General features: G+C 60.9%; 22 protein-coding genes. 15 read left to right on the top strand and 7 right to left on the bottom strand.

Annotated elements, in window-relative coordinates; genetic code table 11:
* The first annotated feature begins 25 nt into the window (after nucleotides 1-25).
* From ychF to QYC26_RS15860, 3 genes are all read left to right on the top strand, one after another.
* Entirely contained in the window at nucleotides 26-1,126 is a 1,101-nt protein-coding gene (gene ychF / locus QYC26_RS15870; protein WP_317513191.1) for a redox-regulated ATPase YchF, read from the top strand.
* Nucleotides 1,127-1,167: 41 nt separating this feature from the next.
* Nucleotides 1,168-2,493: an ectonucleotide pyrophosphatase/phosphodiesterase gene (locus QYC26_RS15865; RefSeq protein ID WP_317513190.1), complete on the top strand. Its 1,326-nt coding sequence runs from the start codon at nucleotides 1,168-1,170 to the stop codon at nucleotides 2,491-2,493.
* A 74-nt stretch (nucleotides 2,494-2,567) separates the two neighbouring features.
* Nucleotides 2,568-3,023 (top strand): MaoC family dehydratase, encoded by a 456-nt coding sequence (locus QYC26_RS15860; RefSeq protein WP_317515088.1) that lies wholly within the window; start codon nucleotides 2,568-2,570, stop codon nucleotides 3,021-3,023.
* Here the strand turns inward: QYC26_RS15860 and QYC26_RS15855 are convergent.
* The 5 genes from QYC26_RS15855 to petA form a co-directional block, all read right to left on the bottom strand.
* Nucleotides 3,020-3,664 carry a hypothetical protein gene (locus QYC26_RS15855; protein ID WP_317513189.1) on the bottom strand — a complete coding sequence of 215 codons (645 nt, stop codon included), beginning with the start codon at nucleotides 3,662-3,664 and terminating at the stop codon, nucleotides 3,020-3,022. The two genes, QYC26_RS15860 and QYC26_RS15855, sit on opposite strands and share 4 nt — an antisense overlap.
* Nucleotides 3,665-3,740: 76 nt before the next feature.
* Complete coding sequence (locus QYC26_RS15850) at nucleotides 3,741-4,289, bottom strand: adenine phosphoribosyltransferase (protein WP_317513188.1); 549 nt, start codon at nucleotides 4,287-4,289, stop codon at nucleotides 3,741-3,743.
* 5 nt (nucleotides 4,290-4,294) lie between these two features.
* A complete protein-coding gene (locus tag QYC26_RS15845) occupies nucleotides 4,295-5,140 on the bottom strand; it encodes a cytochrome c1 (RefSeq protein WP_317513187.1) in 846 nt (281 codons plus the stop codon).
* A 12-nt stretch (nucleotides 5,141-5,152) separates the two neighbouring features.
* Nucleotides 5,153-6,445 (bottom strand): cytochrome b/b6, encoded by a 1,293-nt coding sequence (locus tag QYC26_RS15840; RefSeq protein WP_317513186.1) that lies wholly within the window; start codon nucleotides 6,443-6,445, stop codon nucleotides 5,153-5,155.
* A gap of 11 nt (nucleotides 6,446-6,456) precedes the next feature.
* Nucleotides 6,457-7,026, bottom strand: coding sequence for a ubiquinol-cytochrome c reductase iron-sulfur subunit (gene petA / locus QYC26_RS15835; RefSeq protein ID WP_317513185.1), 570 nt, complete (start codon nucleotides 7,024-7,026; stop codon nucleotides 6,457-6,459).
* 207 nt (nucleotides 7,027-7,233) lie between these two features.
* On the opposite strand from petA, the gene QYC26_RS15830 reads away from it, so the two are divergent.
* Genes QYC26_RS15830 through QYC26_RS15820 form a run of 3 tightly spaced genes read left to right on the top strand, consistent with a single transcriptional unit; the run spans nucleotide 7,234 to nucleotide 9,133 of the window.
* Nucleotides 7,234-7,683, top strand: coding sequence for a tRNA (cytidine(34)-2'-O)-methyltransferase (locus tag QYC26_RS15830; RefSeq protein ID WP_317513184.1), 450 nt, complete (start codon nucleotides 7,234-7,236; stop codon nucleotides 7,681-7,683).
* Nucleotides 7,680-8,522, top strand: coding sequence for an oxygen-dependent coproporphyrinogen oxidase (hemF, locus tag QYC26_RS15825; RefSeq protein WP_317513183.1), 843 nt, complete (start codon nucleotides 7,680-7,682; stop codon nucleotides 8,520-8,522). The genes QYC26_RS15830 and hemF overlap by 4 nt, the downstream gene beginning before the upstream one ends.
* Entirely contained in the window at nucleotides 8,513-9,133 is a 621-nt protein-coding gene (locus QYC26_RS15820) for a GNAT family N-acetyltransferase (RefSeq protein ID WP_317513182.1), read from the top strand. Before hemF ends, QYC26_RS15820 begins: the two co-directional genes overlap by 10 nt.
* Nucleotides 9,134-9,158: 25 nt before the next feature.
* Here the strand turns inward: QYC26_RS15820 and QYC26_RS15815 are convergent, their stop codons facing one another.
* On the bottom strand, nucleotides 9,159-9,914 hold the full coding sequence (locus QYC26_RS15815; protein WP_317513181.1) for a helix-turn-helix domain-containing protein: 756 nt from the start codon (nucleotides 9,912-9,914) through the stop codon (nucleotides 9,159-9,161).
* A 54-nt stretch (nucleotides 9,915-9,968) separates the two neighbouring features.
* Here QYC26_RS15815 and QYC26_RS15810 point away from each other — a divergent pair, with 54 nt between their 5' ends.
* From QYC26_RS15810 to QYC26_RS15790, 5 genes are all read left to right on the top strand, one after another.
* Nucleotides 9,969-10,154 carry a hypothetical protein gene (locus QYC26_RS15810; RefSeq protein WP_317513180.1) on the top strand — a complete coding sequence of 62 codons (186 nt, stop codon included), beginning with the start codon at nucleotides 9,969-9,971 and terminating at the stop codon, nucleotides 10,152-10,154.
* 352 nt (nucleotides 10,155-10,506) lie between these two features.
* On the top strand, nucleotides 10,507-12,732 hold the full coding sequence (locus QYC26_RS15805; RefSeq protein ID WP_317513179.1) for a TonB-dependent receptor: 2,226 nt from the start codon (nucleotides 10,507-10,509) through the stop codon (nucleotides 12,730-12,732).
* A 56-nt stretch (nucleotides 12,733-12,788) separates the two neighbouring features.
* Nucleotides 12,789-13,583 carry an SDR family NAD(P)-dependent oxidoreductase gene (locus QYC26_RS15800; protein ID WP_317513178.1) on the top strand — a complete coding sequence of 265 codons (795 nt, stop codon included), beginning with the start codon at nucleotides 12,789-12,791 and terminating at the stop codon, nucleotides 13,581-13,583.
* A gap of 41 nt (nucleotides 13,584-13,624) precedes the next feature.
* Nucleotides 13,625-14,806: an LLM class flavin-dependent oxidoreductase gene (locus QYC26_RS15795; RefSeq protein ID WP_317513177.1), complete on the top strand. Its 1,182-nt coding sequence runs from the start codon at nucleotides 13,625-13,627 to the stop codon at nucleotides 14,804-14,806.
* Nucleotides 14,807-14,837: 31 nt separating this feature from the next.
* Entirely contained in the window at nucleotides 14,838-15,605 is a 768-nt protein-coding gene (locus QYC26_RS15790) for a glucose 1-dehydrogenase (RefSeq protein WP_317513176.1), read from the top strand.
* A gap of 16 nt (nucleotides 15,606-15,621) precedes the next feature.
* Here the strand turns inward: QYC26_RS15790 and QYC26_RS15785 are convergent, their stop codons facing one another.
* Nucleotides 15,622-16,722 carry a helix-turn-helix transcriptional regulator gene (locus tag QYC26_RS15785; RefSeq protein ID WP_317513175.1) on the bottom strand — a complete coding sequence of 367 codons (1,101 nt, stop codon included), beginning with the start codon at nucleotides 16,720-16,722 and terminating at the stop codon, nucleotides 15,622-15,624.
* A 99-nt stretch (nucleotides 16,723-16,821) separates the two neighbouring features.
* On the opposite strand from QYC26_RS15785, the gene QYC26_RS15780 reads away from it, so the two are divergent.
* From QYC26_RS15780 to QYC26_RS15765, 4 genes are all read left to right on the top strand, one after another.
* On the top strand, nucleotides 16,822-17,970 hold the full coding sequence (locus tag QYC26_RS15780; protein ID WP_317513174.1) for a sulfotransferase: 1,149 nt from the start codon (nucleotides 16,822-16,824) through the stop codon (nucleotides 17,968-17,970).
* 186 nt (nucleotides 17,971-18,156) lie between these two features.
* A complete protein-coding gene (locus QYC26_RS15775; protein ID WP_317513173.1) occupies nucleotides 18,157-19,332 on the top strand; it encodes a DUF1214 domain-containing protein in 1,176 nt (391 codons plus the stop codon).
* 82 nt (nucleotides 19,333-19,414) lie between these two features.
* On the top strand, nucleotides 19,415-21,583 hold the full coding sequence (locus QYC26_RS15770; protein WP_317513172.1) for a TonB-dependent receptor: 2,169 nt from the start codon (nucleotides 19,415-19,417) through the stop codon (nucleotides 21,581-21,583).
* A 26-nt stretch (nucleotides 21,584-21,609) separates the two neighbouring features.
* Nucleotides 21,610-22,245, top strand: coding sequence for a nuclear transport factor 2 family protein (locus QYC26_RS15765; protein ID WP_317513171.1), 636 nt, complete (start codon nucleotides 21,610-21,612; stop codon nucleotides 22,243-22,245).
* Nucleotides 22,246-22,294: the final 49 nt, after the last annotated feature.

Raw genomic sequence — 22,294 nt, 5'->3', positions numbered from 1 at the left:
GCGCGGGGACGAACGGAGTTTTCAGATGGGTTTTCGCTGCGGCATCGTCGGTCTTCCCAATGTCGGCAAATCGACGCTTTTCAACGCGCTGACCGAAACGGCGGCGGCACAGGCGGCGAATTATCCCTTTTGCACGATCGAGCCCAATGTCGGTCAGGTCGCGGTGCCCGACGATCGCCTGAACCAGTTGGCCGAGATCGCCGGTTCGGCGAAGATCATCGAAACCCAACTGGCGTTCGTCGACATCGCCGGCCTCGTGCGCGGCGCGTCCAAGGGTGAAGGCCTGGGCAACCAGTTTCTGGCGAACATCCGCGAAGTGGACGCGATCGTCCACGTCCTGCGGTGCTTCGAAGACGGCGACATCACCCATGTCGACGGCAAGATCGATCCGATCGCCGATGCCGACACGGTGGAAACCGAGCTGATGCTGGCCGACCTCGAAAGCCTTGAAAAGCGCGTCCCGAACTTTGCCAAAAAGGCGGCACAGGGCGACAAGGAAGCGAAGATCGCGGCATCGGTGCTGGGCCAGGCGCTCGACCTGCTGCGCGACGGCAAGCCCGCGCGCCTGACCGAGCCCAAGGACGAGGAAGAGCGCCGCGTTTTCGATCAGGCGCAGCTCTTGACCTCGAAGCCGATCCTGTATGTCTGCAATGTCGAGGAAGCCAGCGCATCCGACGGCAATGCACTGAGCGCGCGCGTGTTCGAAAAGGCCAAGGCGGAAGGCGCGGTGGCCGTCGTCGTTTCGGCCGCGATCGAAGCAGAAATCGCCACCATGGCCCCCGAGGACCGCGCCGAATTCCTGTCCGATCTCGGCCTGAAGGAAACCGGCCTCGCCCGTGTGATCCGCGCCGGATACGAGCTACTGAACCTCATCACCTTCTTCACCGTCGGTCCCAAGGAAGCGCGCGCCTGGACCGTCCACCGCGGCGCCAAGGCACCGCAGGCAGCGGGCGAGATCCACACCGATTTCGAACGCGGTTTCATCCGCGCCGAAACCATCGCGTTCGACGATTACATCGCCTGCAAGGGCGAAGCCGGCGCGCGCGATGCGGGCAAGCTGCGTTCGGAAGGCAAGGAATATGTCGTCGTCGACGGCGATGTGATGCTGTTCCGCTTTAACGTCTGATCATTTTCCCGACTGTCACCAAGCCGCAGCAATGACATGCGATGGGCGCGGGCAATGAACGGAGATTGTCTGTGAAATTTGCACGCGCCCTCGTCTCGAGTCTCGCCTCGAGCCTTGCGCTCGCCCTGTCGCTTTCCGCCTGCGCCACGGGCGGGGGTATCGAACCCGCGCAGCGCACGGCCGCGCCCGTGGAAGACCGCGCGCCCGTAACCATCCTGATTTCGATCGACGGCTTTCACCCGGATTATCTGACGCGCGGGGCGACGCCCGTGCTCTCGCGGCTGGCGGCGGACGGGGTGCAGGGCGTGATGCGCCCTTCCTTCCCCACCAAGACCTTTCCCAACCACTATACACTCGTCACTGGCCTGCGCCCGGACAGGAACGGCGTCGTCGCCAACAAGATGGAAGACCCGCGCCGCCCCGGCGAGGTTTTCACCATGGCGAGCGACGATCCCTTCTGGTGGAACGAGGCGCGCCCGATCTGGGTGGATGCCGAAAAGGCGGGCGTGCGGACCGCGACGATGTTCTGGCCCGGATCGAATGTCGCGATCGGCGGCACGCGCGCCGCACAGTGGCCGTTCACGATCAGCGGCGGGACGCGGCCCGAGGACTGGCAGCAGTTCAACCAGGAGGTGACCGGCACGCAGCGCGTGAACGCGGTGATCGACTGGCTGCGCCGCCCGCCGGCCATTCGGCCAAAGCTGGTGACACTCTATTTCGATACGGTCGATACCGCCGGCCACCGCTTCGGTCCCGAGGCGGCGGAAACGACGCGGGCGCTCCGTGATGTGGACGCGATGATCGGCGCGCTGGAAGACGGGCTGAAATCGCTCGGCCAGCCCGCCAATCTGGTGATCGTATCGGACCACGGCATGGCGGCCACGACGACGACGCGGAGCATTGCGCTCGACACCGTTGCAGCCCCCGATGATTACCGTCTGATCGAAGCTGGCCCCTATGCCGCGATCGAGGCCAAGCCGGGGCGCGAAGCCGCGCTGGAAGCCAAGCTGCTGAAGCCGCACGCGCATATGGAATGCTGGCGCAAAGATCAGATCCCGGCGCGTTTCCATTATGGCCGCAATCCGCGCGTGCCCGCCTATCTGTGCCTGGCCGAGACGGGCTGGACGGTGGAGGCGACCGCGCCCAGAACGCAGTTTTCGGGCGGTGCGCATGGTTATGACAATACGGCGCCCGAAATGGCCTCGCTGTTCGTGGCGCATGGCCCCGCCTTTCGCCGGGGCGCGACGGTGACGGCGTTCGACAATGTCGACATCCATCCGCTGCTCGCCCATCTCATCGGCCTGCCTGTCGAGCCCCGCGACGGATCGCTGGAGGCATTGCGCCCGGCGCTGGCCCAGCCGCGTTGAGAGACGCTTGCCGGTTGACGCTTTCGTAATCGTCATGTGAAGCTTTGCGCCTGTTCCCGATTGGAGTGGGCGTGATGCAATATTTCGAGGATCTGGTCGTCGGCGCGAAATCGCGCTTCGGCAACTATGCCGTGAAGCCCGACGAGGTGCGCGCCTTTGCGGCGGCCTATGACCCCCAGCCCTTTCACCTGGACGAGGAGGCCGCCGCGCGCACGCATTTCGGGCGAATTTCAGCGAGTGGCTGGCACACCTGCGCGATGACGATGCGGATGATCGTCGAGAATTTGGCAGACCATAAGCAGGCCGGGCTTGGCGGGATCGGCGTGGACGAACTGCGCTGGCTGCGCCCGGTTTATCCCGGCGATGTGCTCCACTGCGAAACCGAGCTGATCGAGAAGACGCGATCGCGCAGCCGCCCCGAAATGGGATCGTTCCGCACGCGCATGACAGTGTTCAACCAGAAGGAGGAACCCGTCATGTCCTATGTCTCGATCGCGCTGATCGCGACGCGGGCGCCCGAAGAGGCTTAGTCGGGCCGCTGGTTGCGATTGCGGCTTTCACGGCCGCCGCCGCCGCGCGACCCACGCCAGCCGCCTTCGCGCCCCGAGCCCTGCTGTGACGGGGTCCAGACGCGTTCGGAACGCTGACGGCCAGCCGAGGGCGCTTCGCTGCGGCGACGTTCCTGATTGGCCTGCCACGCCTCGCGCTGCTCGACGGTGAGGCCGCGCCCCGGACGGTAGGCAGGGCGGCCCGCCCGGTTCACATCATTGCGGCGCCCATCGCGCCAGCCGTCGCGACGATCGTCCCTGTTGCCGCGAACATGATCCGGCCGGCCGTTGCGATCATTGTCGCGCCAGCCGCCACGGCCCTGACGGTTCCAGTCGTCGCGCTGCGCCTGAGACCAGCCACGCCGCCCTTCCCAATGGCGGCGGTGATTATCGTTCCACCGCTGGCGATGGCCGCCGCGATCGTACACATAATAGCCATAGCCCGGATAATAATATCCGTCGTACCAGCCATAGCCGCCATAATCATAATAGGGATCATAATAGCCGCCGCTGCCCATGCCGAGCGAGACGCCGCCATAGCCATAGTCATCATAGGCGCAGCCGGCGAGGCCGACGGAGGCGATGAGGAGCAGGGACGCGATGCGAAGTCGGCGGGCAGCCATGACATTTCTCCGGAATACCAGAGAGCGCATTATCATCGCTCAGCCGTGAACCCGAAGTGAACTATTGAAAAACGGCTCAGTGCCCCGGAAATTCCATGAGGCTGAACACATCGACATCGGCGGCGCGCAGCCGCGCGGAGCCACCCAGATCGGGCAGGTCGACGACAAACAGCGCCCCCGCCACGATGCCGCCCTGCGTGCGGACGAGATCGACGGTTGCGTTGACGGTGCCGCCGGTGGCGATCAGATCGTCGACGATCAGCACGCGGGTGGCGGGCACGAGATCATGCGCATGCATTTCCAGCCGGTCGGTGCCGTACTCGAGAGCATAGTCGATCCCGACCTTTTTGCCGGGCAGCTTGCCGGGCTTGCGGATGGGAAGGACGCCGGTGCCGAGCGCCTTGGCGAGCGCCGCACCGAAAAGGAAACCGCGCGCCTCGACGGCGGCGATGAGATCGGGCTTCAGCCCTTCGGCGATCGCGGCAAGCCGATCGACCGCAAGCGAAAAGCCTGCCCCATCGAGGAGCAGGCTTGTCACGTCCCGGAAGAGGATCCCCGGCTTTGGAAAGTCGGGGATCGTCCGGATGAGCGCCCTCAGGTCGCTATTGTCGCTGGGAGCGCTCATGGTCCTCAGTGCTTCTTGTCGCGCCAGATGTTCTGGTACGCCATATAGGTGAGGACGGTGAAGAAGAGCAGGAAGATCATCACGGCAACGCCGGTGCGGTGACGATTTTCAAGCTTGGGTTCGGCTGCCCAGGTGAGGAAGGCCGAGACGTCCTGCGCCATTTGCGGCACGGTTGCCTTGGTGCCATCCGAATAGCTGACCTGGCCTTCACCCGTGAGCGGCGGTGCCATCGCGAGGTTGAGGTTCGCGAAATACGGGTTGTAGTGCAGGCCTTCGCCGGTCTTGGCGTCCGGGAACTGCTTGAGCAGTTCGGCGGGCTGATCCTGATAACCGGTGAGCAGCGAGTAGATATAGTGCGTGCCGTCGTGACGCGCCTTCGCCATCAGCGAAAGATCAGGCGGAAGCGCACCGTTGTTGCCCGCACGCGCGGCGACTTCGTTGGCGAAGGGCGCCGGGATGCGATCGGCAGCCGTCGACTTGCGGGTCGCGGGCTCACCCGTTTCCGGGTTGATCGAGGGCGTTTCGACGGCCCATTCCGAAGCCAGCGTCTTCACCTGGCCTTCGGAATAACCGAGCGCCTGAAGATCGCGGAACGAGACGAGATGGAGCGAGTGGCAGGCCGCGCAAACTTCCTTGTAAACCTGGAAGCCGCGCTGCAGCTGCTGACGATCGAACTTACCGAACGGCCCCTCGAACGAATAGGAGACGTCCTGCTTCGGGTGCAGGTGGAACTCATGTTCCACGGTGGGCTGCGGCGGTTCCTTGATGAAGGCCACCGCGCCCCAGAGAAGCGACCAGAGCAGAACCCCGACAAAGCCGAGGCCGGCAATAAAACCGATGGGACGGACCATTATTGTTACCCCTTATTCGGCTGCTGCGACGGCAGCGCCGTCCGTCGATTCACCATGCTTTGCCAGCACGGCTTCGGTGATCGAGTTCGGCAGCGGCAGCGGCCGTTCGATCCGCGAAATGATCGGCAGGATGATCAGGAAGTGCGCGAAGTAATAAGCCGACGCGATCTGCGAGATCATCACATAGGGTTCTTCCGCCGGTGCGCCGCCGCAATAGCCCAGCACGAGAATGCAGGGGACGAGGCCGAACCAGAAGAACTTCTTGAACGTGGGACGATAGTTACCCGAACGCACGGGCGACTTGTCGAGCCAGGGCAGGAAGAACAGCAGAAGGATTGCCGCGAACATCGCGATCACACCCCAGAGCTTCGCCGGCAGGATGAAATCTGCGGTGAAGGCGCGCAGGATCGCGTAGAACGGCCAGAAATACCATTCGGGGACGATGTGCGCCGGGGTCGAGAGCGGGTTGGCCGGGATATAGTTATCCGGGTGACCGAGCAGGTTGGGCGCGAAGAAGAGCAGCGCGGCAAACACGATCAGGAACACGCCGAGGCCGAAACCGTCCTTCGCGGTGTAATAGGGATGGAACGGAACCGTATCCTGCGGCCCCTGAACGTCGACGCCGGTCGGGTTGTTCGAACCCGGAATGTGCAGCGCCCAGATGTGGAGAATGACCACGCCGAGGATGACGAACGGCAGCAGATAGTGGAGCGAGAAGAACCGGTTGAGCGCCGCGTTATCGGGCGCGAAACCGCCAAGCAGCCAGATCTGGATCGGCTCGCCGACAAAGGGGATCGCGCCGAACAGGCCGGTGATCACCTTGGCCCCCCAGAAGCTCATCTGGCCCCAGGGAAGGACATAGCCCATGAATGCGGTGGCCATCATCAGCAAGAAGATGACGAGGCCGAGATGCCACACCATTTCGCGGGGCGCCTTGTAGGAGCCGTAATAAAGACCGCGCATGATGTGGATATAGACGACGATGAAGAACATCGAGGCGCCGTTGGCGTGCGCATAACGCAGCAGCCAGCCCGAGTTCACATCGCGCATGATGTGTTCGACGGATTCGAACGCCACCAGACCGTTGGCGGCATAATGCATCGCCAGCACGATGCCGGTGATCAGCTGAATGGCCAGTGCGACGCCGGCGAGGACGCCGAAATTCCACCAGTAGTTCAGATTGCGGGGGACGGGATAACCCGAGCCGATGGCGTTATAGACCAGTCGGGGGATCGGAAGTTTCTCGTCGAGATAGCGCATCAGCGGATGCTTAGGCGCGTATTGCTCTGCCCAGGGAAAGCTCATCGTTTTCTACCTCAACCGACCTGAACGACGGTGTCCGTCGTGAAGCTGTATTCGGGAACCTCGAGGTTCGTCGGCGCGGGACCTTTGCGGATACGCGCAGCAGTGTCGTAGTGCGAACCATGGCACGGGCAGAAATATCCGCCGAATTCGCCACGATTTTCACCCTCGCCCGCACCCAGCGGAACGCAGCCCAGATGGGTGCAGACGCCCATGGTGATGAGCCACTGGGTCTTTCCAGCCTTGGTGCGTTCGGCCAGCGTCTGCGGATCGCGCAGGTCGCTGAGCGCCACCTTGTCGGCTTCTTCGATTTCCTTGGGTGTCAGATGACGCACGAAAAGCGGCTGCTTGCGAAAGATCGCCTTGATCGCCTGCCCCGGCTGGATCGCCGAAAGATCGATCTCGGTCGACGAGGCTGCAAGCACATCCGCCGATGGATTCATCTGGTTGATAAGCGGCAAGGCCACCGTGGCCGCACCGACGCCTGCGAAACTAACCGCCGCGATATTGATGAAGTCCCGACGCCTGACACCCCCCTCGGTGGAGGCGGCCTCTGCCGGTCCCGTTTGTTCAAGCACTGCCATTCACCTGCCCTTGCGCTTCGAAACGAATACGTAGGCGGAGGTTTTCAGCCCAATGATTAGAAAAGACCAGACCCCTCCACTCCCGCCCTAACCCTTTTGGGCCTTAAAGCGGTCCGGCAGGCCTGATAGCGAAGGATCAGGCAAAATGCCAACAACCAATTTTGCCTATCTTGTTACCGAATAAAGCACTTCCTATGGGATGCGGCCATGCGAATAGCCCTTTACCAACCCGAGATCGCAGGAAATGTCGGCGCGATATTACGCCTGTCTGCCTGTTTCGGCGTTCCCGTCGACATTATCGAGCCTTGCGGCTTTGCCTTTTCAGACAAGCGACTCGCACGCGCCGGCATGGATTATGCGGCCGAAGCAGAGTTTACCCGGCACAGCGACTGGCAGACATTCGACTCCGCAAGACAAGGCCGACTGGTGCTGATGACAACCAAGGGCAGCGTCTCGCTTTACGATGCACAGTTTGAACCCGGCGATATTTTACTGATGGGATCCGAGGGCGCAGGCGTGCCCGACGATGTCCACGCCCGCGCCGATCTTCGCGTGCGTATTCCGCTGAGGCCGGGATTTCGGTCCTTGAATGTCGGCATGTCGGCTGGCATCGCACTTGCCGAGGCACTGAGACAGACGAAAGGCTTACCGGAATGATCGAGCTCGATAGCGAGCAGCAGGCGGCGCGCGACTGGTTCGAGGCCCTGCGGGACCGCATCTGCGCCGAATTCGAGGCGATCGAGCAGGAAGCCGGCAGCGATGCGCGCTTCGACTATCTTGCCTGGGACCGCGCCGATCCTTCGGGCGAACATGGCGGCGGTGGCGTGCGCGGCGTGATGAAGGGCAAGGTGTTCGAAAAGGTGGGCGTGAACGTCTCCACCGTCGGCGGCCATTTCGAGGGCGATTTCGCCAAGACGATCCACGGCGCGGGCGAAGATCCCCGCTTCTTCGCCACCGGCATCAGTCTGGTGGCGCATATGGCGAACCCGCATGTGCCCGCCGTGCACATGAACACCCGCTTCCTCGTCACCACCAAGCGCTGGTTCGGCGGCGGCGCCGACCTCAACCCGCCCATCCCCTATGACGCGGATACCGCCGATTTCCACGCGCGGCTGCGCACCGCGTGCGACGCGCATGACGAGACGCATTATCCGCGCTTCAAGAAATGGGCGGACGATTATTTCTACATCCCGCACCGCAAGGTGCACCGCGGCGTGGGCGGCATCTTCTACGACCATCTCGAAGGCGACTTTGCCGAGAACTTCGCCTTTACCCGCGATGTCGGCGAAGCGTTTCTCGACATTTTTCCCGCGATCGTCCGCCGCCGGATGCACCAGAGCTGGAGCCCCGAGGAAAAGGCGCAGCAACTGGAGTGGCGTGGCCGCTATGCCGAGTTCAACCTCGTCTATGATCGCGGCACGCTGTTCGGCCTCAAGACCGGCGGCAATATCGACGCGATCCTGATGAGCCTGCCCCCCGAGGCGACATGGTCCTGAACCAGAACGAAGTCCTGAACCAGAACGGGCTTTCCCGCATTCCCGCCGGCAAGGTGGCGACGATCGTCACCTCGCTGGAAATGCGGGAGGCCCCGCGCCCGCGCCCCGCAGCCCCCTCCCCGCTCCGGCTCGAACGCTGGAAGGCCCCTACGCCGGACAAGTACCGCGCGCTGTTTCGCCGCGTGGGTGAACCCTGGCTGTGGTTTTCACGGCTTGTCATGGATGATGCGCAACTGACTGCGATCATTCATGATGAGGCGATCGAGATCTTCGCGCTGGTCGACCGGCGCGGGATCGAGATGGGGATGCTCGAGCTGGATTTCCGTACCCCCGGCACCTGCGAGATCGGCTTTTTCGGGCTGGTGCCCGAGCTTTCCGGACAGGGCCATGGCCGCTGGCTGATGGGCCAGACGCTGACGCTGGGCTGGCGCAAGGGGGTTAAGCGGATGTGGGTGCATACCTGCACGCTCGACCATCCCGGCGCGCTTGGCTTTTACCGCAAACAGGGATTCATTCCCTATGCCCGCGAGGTCGAGATCTTCGACGATCCCCGCCTGAGTGGCCACCTGCCCCGCAGCGCGGCACCGCATATTCCAATTTTGGAGGGGTGAAGGCCGGCGTCACCGGCCCGTAGCGCTATCGCGGAATGCCGGCCGCCGCGCCTCGCACAATATCGTTGCCGATATGGAGGCACGGAAAGTCAGTGCGGCCGAGGCGCCTTGTTTCGGCAGGCGTTTCACCGGTGACCGCGCGAAAGGCCACCGAGAAGCTGCTCGCACCCGAAAAGCCGACATCATGGGCAATCTGCTTGATGCTGAGAAGGCTATCGTTCAACAGATCGATGGATTTCATGATCCTGATCGTTTTGATGAATTCGTGCGGCGTGGTTCCGAAGCTTCTTCGAAACGCGTCGTGGACAAACCGTTCGCTGTAGCCAAGATACGTAGCAATATCCGAGACCAGCATTCTCTGGCCACTGCACTCATAGATGAAATCGCGGATCTTCAGGAGATCGTTCCGGTCAAGCTTGTGCTGGCGGGGGGTGTGCTTCCTGATTTCGGTACGCTTGAAATAGCGGGCCATTTCAATGGCGATGATGCCTGCGAAGGATTCAACCAGCGCGTCCGAGGAAAAGTCCGGGCGCGTGATTTCGCGGTATATGCGCCTCAGGCTTTCCTTGATCGTTGCGCCGTGAATGTCCCGGCATGCCTCAAGATACCGGATTGACCTGTCGTCATCCGGCCCCACGACCGCGCTGAAATATTCCCTGGTGAACTGACAGGAGATGCCGTCCGCCCTGCCCCGCCCCTTGACCATGGTCCCCCATGGCACTTCGGGCGGAATATAGGACAGAATGTCGCAGGGTTTCCGCACAGGATTGATCGGCCCCATATATTGCCAGATCGATCGATAGGTGCCGTCATTGTATACCTTGGCACCGATCGCATGATCGGAATTGAACCCGCATTCTTCGACATAGGCATCGTCGGTCTTGTCCGCATGGATGATGTCTATCGCGAAATTGGGAAATCTGTGGCGGCTCACGGTCTTGCGATGGTGCAGACTTGGCGCGGACATTTCAGCTTCTCTTCCCTGTTTTATCGTTATTCGCCGCCGCAGCAGCGTCCTTGACGACAGAGACTGTCAGAGAACCCTGCATATTCCAACGACATGTGCATGAAAAAATGCCCCATGCGTGCAGGAAATCGAACAGGATTTCGGCGCAATGCGGAATTGCGAACATCACCATGTGGGACGCAAGGGCCTGCGATCCCTAGTTCTCAACGCCCAGCAAGGGGGGCGCGGCGCGTTACGGACAGGTGCCTGTGACGTTGCCGGATTTCCTCAAAAAAAGAACTGGCGAGGAGAGTTGGGAATGCGGTGGCGTGGTTATAGATGGGCTGTCCTGACAGGCGTTTCGTGCGGTGCGTTGGTGTCGGCAGGTGCGGCCATGGCGCAGGATGCCGCGTCAACGGACACAGGCTTGCAGGATATTGTCGTCACGGCGCAGAAGCGCGCCGAGAACCTGCAGAACACGCCGCTGGCTGTCAGCGCACTGACGGCGGAGGTGCTGGAGGCGCGTGGCATTTCCGATGTCGGCGATATCAGCGCGATTGCCCCCAATTTGACAACCAGCATCACCCCGTCATCGACCACGAATATCACGGTGCATATTCGTGGGATCGGCGAGTCCGATCCGGTTTTGACGGTCGATTCCCCTGTCGGCATCTATGTCGACGGCGTGGTGATCGGGCGAACGACGGGTGCGGTATTCGATCTTGTCGATCTGGAACGCGTCGAAGTTCTGCGCGGCCCGCAAGGTACGCTGTATGGGCGTAACACTACAGGGGGCGCGGTCAACTTCATTGCTGCAAAGCCCGCTGATACGTTCAAGGGATCGCAAAGCTTCAGCTATGGCAATCTAGATTACCTGATGTCGCGCACCAGCATCGACACCGGGGAAATCGGCAATTCCGGGCTGAAGTTCAAACTGTCCTACGTGCACAAGCAGCGCGATGGATATGCGGACGATCTGAACCAGCCGGACAAGCGCGATCCGGGGGCGTCCAATAGCGATGCCTTTCGTATTGCCGCCCGTTTCGACAATGGTGGCCCGGTTCGCGTCGATTATGCGTTCGATTACAATGACGCCAAGAGCTACGCCATTCCTTTCCAACTGGCCTATGTTCGTTCGGACATTGCCGGATATTTTGCCAATTCCGAGGCGTTGGGCGGCAACCCGCTGGTCTATTCCCGCGACCGGCTGAACACGCTGCGGCTTAACCAAGGGCTGCTGCACGACAAGGTGCGCGGCCACACGCTGACCGTGGAAGCCGATGTTTCGGACAATCTGACCCTGCGGTCGCTGACTGGCATCCGCAAATGGACCAACAGCGTCGCCGAGGCCGATATGGACGGCAATGATGGCCTGCGCGGGTTTACGGTCAGCCCTTCGATCGTCGTTCCGCCCGATTATGCCTTCGTCCCGCTTGGCGTGAACGAGATCCGGCTGTTTTCCGGCGTGAACGAGCGTTTTCAAAAGCAATTCTCGCAGGAACTAAACCTGCTCGGCCAGATCGGCGACAAGCTGGAATTTGTGCTGGGTGGGTTCTACTTCCACGAAAAGGCGAGCGAGGATAATCCATCGCAACTGGCGCTGATCCTGCAATCACCCACGCCGATCCCGTTGGGTGGTGGCCTGACGACCGATTATTTCGCGACCGACCTCGCGCCACCATTTTATTACCGCCACACTTCGGAATCGACGGCCGTGTTCGGTCAGGCAACCTATCATGTGACCGACCGGTTCAACCTGACCGGGGGGCTGCGTTACACCCATGATCGCAAGCACATGGACCAGATCGCATCGATTGCGCGCGATGTGACGAAAAGTTTCAGCCAGCTCAACTGGGCGGCGAGCGCGGATTACCAGTTTACCGATCGCATCATGGGCTATGCGCGCGTGGCCACGGGGTACAAGGCGGGCGGGTTCAATCCACGATCCGTGGGCGGCGGCTTCGATCCCGAAAAGATCATTTCCTATGAAGCGGGCATCAAGTCCGAACTGTTCGATCGGCGGCTCCGCCTCAATCTGACGGGCTTCCATTCGCGCTACAAGGATCTGCAGGTGAGCCAGTTCCTGGCCGGGAGCAGCGGCGCATCGAGCATTACCGTCAACGCGGGCAAGGCAACCTATACCGGCGCGGAAGCGGAAATCCTGGCCCAGCCGGTGAAGGGCGTCACGTTCAATGCCGCGCTCGGCTATGTCGATCGTACCTACAAGACCTTCATCATTCGTGATGCGGCCACGGACAGCCTGATCAATGTCGCCGACGAGGCGCGCTTTGGCTATTCGGCCAGCACGACCGCCAATGCGGGGCTTCAGTTTGATACCGAGGCACTTGAGATCGGCAAGCTGAGTGCGCGCCTTGACTGGACGTATCGGGGCCGGATCTACTTCCACCCGCTTGACCGCCTCAATCCCTATAACCGCCAGATTTCGGATGCTGGGGTTGGGCGTTTCGATGCACGTGTCGCGCTGTCGGAGGTCGATCTGGGCCGGGCACGCGCAACCGTGGCGCTGTGGGGCAAGAACATCACCAACAAGGATTATCTCTACGCCGGGATCGATTTCGGCTCGCTCGGATTTGCGGGCGTCTCCTACGCCGAACCCCGGACATACGGCATGGACGTGAAATTCGAGTTTTGACGGGTTTGGGCCTGCAACTGACGGACAACAGGTGAACTATGGATAGAATGGAGCAAGTGGCGGTCATCACCGGGGCTGCCAGCGGGATCGGGAGCGGCCTTGCCCGCGCCGCCCTGGCGCGTGGGATGCGGGTGGTGCTGACCGATATCGACGGCGCGGCGCTTGAACGGTTCGCCGCGACGCTGGAGGGGGTGGTTTCGACCTGCACGGTCGATGTACGCGACCCCGCCTCGGTAGAGGCACTGGCCGCGCATGCCTATGCCACTTTCGGGCAGGTGGATCTGCTGTTCAACAATGCCGGCGTGCTGATCGGCGGCAAAAGCTGGGAAATCCCGGCCGAGCGCTGGGCCTGGCAGATGCAGGTCAATGTAATGGGGGTGATCCACGGCATTGCGAGCTTCCTGCCGAGGATGATGGCGGCGGGACGGCCTGCGCGGGTGATCAACACCGGTTCCATGGCCAGCTTCATCGCGTCGCCCTATCTGGCGCCTTATTCGGCCAGCAAGTTCGCCGTTCTGGCGATCAGCGAAACGCTGGCACTGGAACTGCAATCCGAACAGGCGCCTGTCAGCGTTTCCATCCTGTGCCCCGGACCGGTGCAGACCGAGATCTTTCGCGAAACCGTCGGCATGAAGGCGGATACCGTCAGCGACAAGACCGTCGGCATGATGCGGGACATCACCGTCAATCAGGGGATATCGCCCGATGAACTGGCTAGGCGCGCCTTTGCCGGGATCGACGAGGATCAGTTCTGGATCATCCCGCAGCCCGAAATCCTCGACACTCTGTACCGCCAGCGGGCGGACAATATGCTGAGCCGCCGCAACCCCAGCATTGCGATGCCGGGCTGACCCTGACGCACAACGAAACACACGAAATTCTGGTGAGGAATATGGAAAACTATCGGCCCGATTGCATGAAGTTCGGGGCGTTCATCGCGCCGTACCACGCGTTGAATGAAAACCACACGATGACGCTCGAACGCGACATGAAGCTGGTGCAATTGATGGAAGAGCTGGATTTCGATGAGGCGTGGATCGGCGAGCACCACTCGGCGGGTTTCGAGGCGATTGCGTCGCCCGAAGTCTTCATCGCTGCGGTTGCCGAGCGTACCCGGCGCATCCGGCTGGGCACGGGCGTCAGTTCGCTCAGCTATCATCACCCGCTGATCCTTGCCGACCGGATGGTCCAGCTCGATCACCAGACACGTGGACGGATCATGTTCGGCGCGGGCCCCGGGCAGTTGCCGTCAGACGCCGTCATGATGGGGATCGATCCGCGCAAGCAGCGCGACATGATGAGCGCCTCGCTCGAATGCATCGTCGATCTGCTCGATGGCAAGGTGGTGAACCGCGACGAGGGCTGGTTCAAGCTGTGCGAAGCCCGGCTGCAGAACCTGCCCTATCAGCGGCGCATGGAGGTGGCGGTGGCGTGTGCGGTGACACCGAGCGGCCCGGTAACGGCGGGCCGGCTGGGCGCATCGATGCTGTCGGTTGCCGCTTCGAGCGGTGAAGGTTTTGCCTCGTTGCCCGATCATTGGCGCATATGCGAAGAGGTGGCGCGCGAGAATGGACGGCAGGTTCACCGCGACAGCTGGCGGATTGTCGCCCCGATCCACATCGCCGAAACGCGCGAACAGGCCTTTGCCGAGGTATCGCAGGGCATTATCCCCAATGTGCTGGATTATATGCGCAAGATGGGCGCGCAGCTTGAATGCTTCAACGGGATCGAAACGGGCGCAGATGCGACACGTTCGTGGAGCGAGAACACGTGGATGACCTTCGGCACGCTGACCTGCGGCACCCCGGACGATGTCGCCAACCGCATCGAGCAGATGCTCGATCAGTCGGGCGGGTTCGGTACCTTCCTGCTGCTGGCGCATAATGCGGCGAACTGGGAGGCGACACAGCGAAGCTATGAGTTGTTCTCGCGCTATGTGATGCCGCGCTTTCAGAACAGGGATCGCCGCACCCAATCGCTCGAGTGGATTTCCGATAATCGCGGGCAGTTGTTCGGATCGGTCATGCAGGCCACGCAACAGGCGATGGAAAAGCACCGCGAACGGCTGGCCTGAAGCGCCGACGGCCAACGAGGGGAATAGGTTGATGAACGCTCCTGCCATACAGGAAGAGGCGACCAGGGTCGCGCTTGTCACCGGCGGCGGGAGCGGCATCGGCCGCGCCGCGGCACAGGCTTTCGCCCGCAATGGCGCGCGGATCGTGATTGCCGATATGGCCACGGTCGCGGGTGAAGAAACCGCGCATATGATCGAGGGGGCGGGTGGCGAGGCGCTGTTCGTGCGCACCGACGTTTCGAAGGGCGACCAGGTGGTGGCGATGACCATGAAGGCGATCGATCGCTTTGGTCGACTGGACTATGCCTTCAACAATGCCGGTATCGGATCGGGCGGCGCGCCGATTACGGAAACCGATGAGGCGGACTGGGACCGGACCATTGCCATCAACCTCAAGGGCGTGTGGCTGTGCATGAAATATGAATGTACGCAGATGCTCCGGCAAGGCGGCGGCGTCATCGTCAACACCTCGTCCATGATGGGGATGGTGAGCGGCCCCGGCATATCCGCCTATTCCGCCTCCAAGGCCGGGGTGCTGGGGCTCACCCGGTCGGTGGCGCTCGATTACGCACGACAGGGCATTCGCGTTAATGCGGTCTGCCCGGGCAGCGTCTGGACCGCCATGACCGAACGGCCCGAAGCGCGTACAGCCATGGAACGGATTGCAGAGGCGACCCCCATGGGCAGGCTGGGCGTGCCGAACGAGATCGCCGATGCCGTCGTCTGGCTTTGTTCGGACCAGGCGTCGTTCATCACCGGGCAGGCGTTTTCGATCGACGGAGGCTTCACGGCGTGTTGATGCCTGGCAACCGCAATCACGCCAGCGCCAACACGCTGGTCAAGATGAAGCGTATGAGATCGGTTTGCCCACGCGCGCCCATTTTTTCGTAGATTTTCTTGCTGTAATTGCGCGCCGTGGCTTCGGTGATGGAGAGCGCCTGCGCGGCTTCGACAATCGACATCCCGCGGCTGAGCGCGAAGGCCAATCGTGCCTCGCTGGGCAGCAGACCGAATAGTTCGGCGATCTGCTCTTGCTGATCGGCCGCACTTTTCTGATCGCCTTGAATGAAGACAACGACCAGCGGACGGCGATCGGTACCGGCGCCGCTGGCGGTGGCACGGGTCACCAGCGCATCAAGCCAAGGGTCACGAGAGATGTTCACCGCGCGCGGCCGGCTTTCTGGATTGGCGATCACCGAGGCAACGGCGTCGGCGAGCCTGAGATGAGCGCTCTTGTCGCAGGCGATCAATTGCTGCGCTTTGCTGATACGCAGTTCGCGGCTGCTCGCCATGATCTGTGCGGCTTCTCTGCTGCACTCCACGATCCGACGATTGGCATCAAGGCTGATCCAGCCGGCGTTGAAACGGCGAATGGCCTGATTGCCGATTTCAACGCGCCTGCGTTCGCGCTCGACCAACAAATGCGTGTGCAAGGCACCGCGAAAATGCCTTGCTATCGACGCCAGTTGCTGCCGCGCATCCGGAGAAAAATCGCTGCCTTGCTTTGAAATGCTGAGCCAGGCGCTCGTTCCTGATGCTTCCGTCACCCGGACCAGCAGCATATAGTCGATACGGCCGGGTATCATGATATCATGGAGAAACCGTCGATGGTCCGGGTCGTCGTCCCGCAGCATTTCACGCAGGCTGTACACACGGTCATCGGATAGTTGCAGATGGACTTTCTGAAACGGATCGATCTGCCGATAGCTCGATAGATAAAGAGCCTCGACGTCAGGGGGCGCCCGTCGCCCCGAATACAGTTCGACGGGCCCTTCAAGGGGGCGATCCGACGGCCGGAACACAATGCCGCAATAGTCCGCATCCACGCTTTCGCGCAGCCCCTCCATGAAGCTGGCCCATGGAGGCGTTGCGACAGCGCCATCATATGCTGCGGCGATCAGGTCATCATGATTCATGCACGATGATACCAAATGGGAGGCTGCATCCGCAACAGCGGCTGTACGGCTGGGGGCAGGATCATCAGATTATAGAAGGTTATGATGTCAGGAGAAGAGATGGCCACGCTCGACCGCGAAGCGCTTTTGCAACAGGCAAGAGAGAGGGCGGGCCTTTCGGATTTTGGCGATGATTGGTTTCTCGAGCCAATGGATCACTATCTCGCCGCGCTTAATGCCGAGGGTCGGCTGACGGCCAATGGGGTGGCGGCGCAGACCGAGGTGATCGTCAAGGGGTTGGTCAACCGACTGCGGATGATGGACGACATCAAGCGTCATCCGGAAATTCTTGATGAGCAGTTGGAAGTCGCCGGCATCATCCTGGGCCTGCCCCGCACGGGCAGCACCATTTTTCACCGGCTGCTGGCCAGCGCGCCCGGCATGACGGCAATCCGCTGGTTCGAAGCGCAAAATTATGCGCCATATCCGGGCGAAGCGCGGGGCAAGCCCGATGACCGCCGCGCTTATGCGCAGGCAATGATCGATGGCTGGCTGGACCTTGCCCCCGAACTGGCTTCAATCCATCCGCTCGACACCGATGCGCCCGATGAGGAAATTCTGATCCTCGGACAAATGTTTGTGTCGACCATGTTGGAAGGGATGAGCCATGTCCCCTCCTTCTCCCGCTGGCTCAACGATTATGATCAATCGCGAGGCCATGAGGATCTGAAGTTGATCCTCAAATATCTGCAATGGCAGGAGCCGGCGCGCAAAGGCACGAAATGGGTACTCAAGAGCCCGTCGAACCTGCCCTATATCGAAACGGCCGCGCGGGCTTTCCCCGATGCCCTGCTGATCATGACCCATCGCGATCCGTTGGAGGTGGTGCCGTCCTATGTGAGCATGGAAGCCACGCTTTACAGCCTGACCGCGCAGATTGAGCGCGCTGATGTTGGCCGGTTCTGGCTGCACCGTCTGTCCGAATGGATGAAGATGTATGAGACGGCGCGTGAACGGATCGGCGCACATCGCTTTATCGATATCGACTACCGTGAAGTCGGCCGGGCGCCGCTCGATCAGGCACTGCGCGTGCTTGAACAATTTGGGTTGGGCCACAGCCCTGACCTGGAAGCCGCGCTGACCGAATTTATTGCGGGGAACAAGCGCGAACAACGCCCCATGCATAAATATTCGATGGAGCAATATGGGCTTAGCGAAGAAGAAATTCTGCGCGAATTCGCAGAATATCGAGCGCGTCTGTTGAACTGACGGGGCGCCCATAACTGACGGAGGCGCCAATGCGCCCGCAGGGTTCAGAATGCACAGCCCGTTCTGGCCAGTGAACCCTGCCACCGTCAGGACGGTGCCTCCCGCACGATAATACCGAACACATGTGCCCAGCCAAATGGGCACGACAGCGCCAGCCGAAAAAACAACATCACATTGGAGGGAATAATGGACCAGGTCGCAAGGCGCACTTTTTTGGGGGCGGCAGGCCTTGCCTTAGGAGGGTTAGGCCTCTCTCAAGGGGCATCGGCTAAGGGCGCACCGTCCGCGCTGGAAAACAGCTCAAGCTATCTCAAAATCTGGCAGGATTTTTGCCAGGAACTTTCCGATATCGGGCAGATTCTGGAGCGCCCCAGCGTGCCGCGCAGTGGCTTGGATCAGGCCGAGGGCATCCGTTATTTGACGCGCCTGATGCGTGCGGCGCTGGAAATGGCAATGGAGTCCGCCGATCCGGACTTCCCACGCTTTTTCCAATTGTCGAACGAAACCATCAAGATCGGCGCGGACAATCCGGACAATATCTATCTCAATAGCGTGGTTGCGGGTGACCGAAGCTATCGGATCACGGGTAAGCGCGGCACCGTTCCGTATCTGAGCTTTGGCACCAAGGCCAATCGCTACAGCATCAACGGTGAAATGGCGACGACGGGGGAACTCGACGGCAAGGATCTGGTGCTGGAGGCTGATGGCAGCTTCGAGCTCATCGTCAGCCGCGAACGCAAGGGCAAGAATTGGCTACCGCTGGCAGCGGATTCGACCATGTTGCTGGTTCGTCAGACATTTTTGGACAAGCGGGCGGAAACGCCGGCGCAGCTTGCCATCGAGGCCATCGGCGGGCCCGCTGTTCCCCAGCCATTGAGCGAGGAGCAATTGGTGCGCGCGCTGCGTACGGCGACCGGCTTTGTCGCGGGGACAGCCAAGACCTTCGCGGAATGGACAGAGATGTTCATGACGAAACCCAACCAACTGCTGCCTTGGGATCAATCCTTCTTCCAGCGTGGCGGCGGTGATCCCAATATCCACTATCTCCACGGCTATTGGGAGTTGAAGCCCGATCAGGCCTGGGTGCTGCGGACGCCTGTTCCCAAATGCCGTTTCTGGAATTTCCAGGCCGACAACTGGTGGATGGAATCGCTCGATTATCGCACCCGACCCAATGTCTGGACCAATCCCAAAAAGGCCAAGCTGGAAAAAGATGGATCCCTCATCCTTGTCGTCTCGCCACGCGATCTGGGTTTTGGCACGTGGATCGATACCGCTGGCCACAGCAATGGCACGGCGCTGCTTCGCTGGATCAACGCGGATGCACACCCGGTGCCCACGACTGAAATCATCTCGATCTGATGCGTGGTGTTGCGGCTGCGGCACGCCTGTCGTGCAGCAGCCGCCTGACCTTTTGTAAATAACTATAAAAATGAAAGATAATATGCGTTCTTCTCTCTCTGGTCGTTTCTTGTCGCGTCACAAGCTTGCAATTTCCTATCTGCCTCTGGCCGCTGCGGCGGCCTGGCCTGCTCCCGCCATGGCGCAGGACGACAGCGGGCTCGAAGAAATCGTCGTGACGGCTCAACGTAAATCGGAATCGGTTCAGGACACGCCGATTTCCATCATGGCGTTCAGCAGCACGGCGTTGGAAAACAAGTCGATCACCGGGCTTTCCGATCTGCAGACCCAGGTACCCAACCTGCAGCTGACCCCCTTCCCCAACAACGCCACGTCGCCCCGCATCTATATTCGCGGCATCGGCAACAACAGCGACCATCTGACGCAGGACCCAAGCGTCGCGGTGTATGTGGATGGCGTTTACATGGCGCGCAGCCAGGGCCTGGCAACCGAAGTCGCCGATCTGGAGCGTATCGAGGTGCTGCGCGGTCCCCAGGGGTCGCTTTATGGCCGCAACGCCGCCGGCGGCGCGATCAACTTCATCACCACTGCACCCAAATTGGGCGAGTGGAGCGCGAAGCAGAGCCTTACCCTCGGCAATCTGGATCATTTCCGCACGCGAACGATGATCAACATACCGCTGGGCGACACGGTGGCTGCGCAGCTTTCCTATTTCCGCAGCCAGCGTAATGGCGTCACGCGCAACATCGGCACCGGCGTCGATCGCTTCGGCGATCAGGATCGTACAGCGTATCGCGCCGCGCTGCGCTGGCAGGCATCGGATAATCTGGAATTCCGCTACACGTACGATCGCACCGAAATCGGTGACACGCCGGCTTATGCAGGCGCGGTTGCCTTTTACCCGGAGGAAACGCCCCGTCCCGACGAGGGATCGCCCTTTGTCGACGATCTGAAGGCCAACGATATTGTATCGCAGGGCCACAGCCTGACCGCCAGCTGGGATGTTTCCGACAATGCACAGCTGAAATCGATCACCGCCTATCGCAAGCTTTCCAGCTTCACCAACCAGAACTTCCTGGCGGGTTACTTCGGCCCCTATGCCGCGTCGAAACTGTCTTTTGATCAGTCGCAAGAGCAGTTTTCGCAGGAATTGCAGCTGGTGGGCAAAGTCGGAGACCGGCTCGATTATGCCGCCGGCCTGTACTATTTCACGGAAAAGGCCGACGGTTTCGATACTGCCCTGCAATTGGGCTTCCGTACCATCGACCGTTGGATCACCGCCAAGAACAAGGCCTATGCGGTCTATGCGCAAGCCACATACACGCCCGATCTTCTAGACGATCGGCTGCACCTGACACTGGGTGGCCGCTGGTCGCGCGATGAGCGCATGGCGAGCTATGAGCGCGATGTCTATCAGGGCGGCACGCAGGTGGTTGCCAACCCGCTCAGCCGTGGGGACCGCGCGTTTCAGGATTTCAGCCCGAGCGGCACCGTCTCGTTCGACATCAACAAGGATGTGAACAGCTATGTGCGCATCGCCAGCGGCTATAAGACCGGTGGCTATAATATCGGCGCCAGTTCGCCCGAGCGATTCAGCGAAGGCTTCGACCCCGAAAATGTCGTTTCCTATGAATGGGGCGTCAAATCGGATCTTCTGGATCGCCGCCTGCGCGTAAACGCGGCGCTGTTCCATATGGATTACCGCGATATTCAGGTGAACGTACCCGATCCCCAGCAGGTTTCGGTGCTCGACGTAATCAACGCGGGCAAGGCACGTATTCGCGGCCTCGAACTCGACGTGACGATGCGCCCCACCTCAGCGCTTACCGTCGGCTTCAACTATGGCTATCTCGACGCCAAATTCGTTGAAATCCTGAATGACGCCGGCGCCGACATCACCGACAGCTATGCGTTCGTCAGCGCGCCGAAGCATGTGATTTCGACCAATCTGGAATATCGTTTCCCCGAAACGGCGATCGGTGAATTCAACTTCGTTCTGGATTACGGCTATCAGAGCAAGCATTTCACGCAGCCCAATGATCGCCGTTATATCACGGGCGATTATGGCCTGCTGAATGCCCGTCTCAACCTCAGCAAAATTCCGGTGCCGGTTGGTGACCTTCGCCTCAGCCTGTGGGGACGCAACCTTACCAACAAGGATTATTACATCTCGCACGGCAATCTGTTTGCACCGGGCGCGCTTTATGGTGAGCCGCGCACCTATGGCGTCGATCTGAATTTCTCTTTCTAAGATAAGTCAAAAAACGGGGGCGCACGGTGCGTAAAAAGATCACTCATTATGCCAGATGCCTGATCTTGGCGCTGTGCGTCCCCGCTTCCCCCGCCTCTGCCGAGAACGGCGACGGCGTCCGCCGCGATCCTGCTGTGGTCGAACTGCTCAACCGGCAAGCGCTGCAACAACTGGTGTTGCGCTATGCCCGGGCTGTCGATCGCAAGGATTTCGACCGCCTTTGTCGCTTGTATCACCCCGATGCCCATCATGATCATGGCGGCATGTTTGCCGGCAGCCCTGCGGAAATGGTTCGCTGGTTGCGCGAAACCATGGTCGATATCGAAACCCAGCATCTGATTGCGAACAGCCTGTTCTCCATTCAGGGAACGCAGGCGCAGGGCGAAATATATTCGGTGAATTTCCATTATTTCCCAAAGAGCGGGCGCAATTACATCGCCGGTGGCCGCTATCTGGATCGTTATGAGAAGCGCGACGGCATATGGCGGTTCAAGAGCCGCAGGCGCGTGATCGACTGGAGTGAGGAGCGTCCGGCATCTTCCGCCCAAACCGCCGCAACTCTAATACGCGGCGCCCCCTACCCCAACGACCCCTCCTATGAATTTCAGCTGGATGCGGCAGAGGGCGACGATACAAATTGCGCCGCCGAAAACCGCCATTAGCGATGTCACAAAGGTAATCGCGGCAGTTCAGCCGTTGGTTGCCCCCAGA

Origin of the sequence: Sphingomonas sp. C3-2, from assembly GCF_033025475.1 — a bacterium.
Taxonomy (GTDB): domain Bacteria; phylum Pseudomonadota; class Alphaproteobacteria; order Sphingomonadales; family Sphingomonadaceae; genus Sphingobium_A.
Note: the sequence above shows the minus strand (reverse complement) of the source record. Positions and strands in the feature narration are given on the sequence as shown.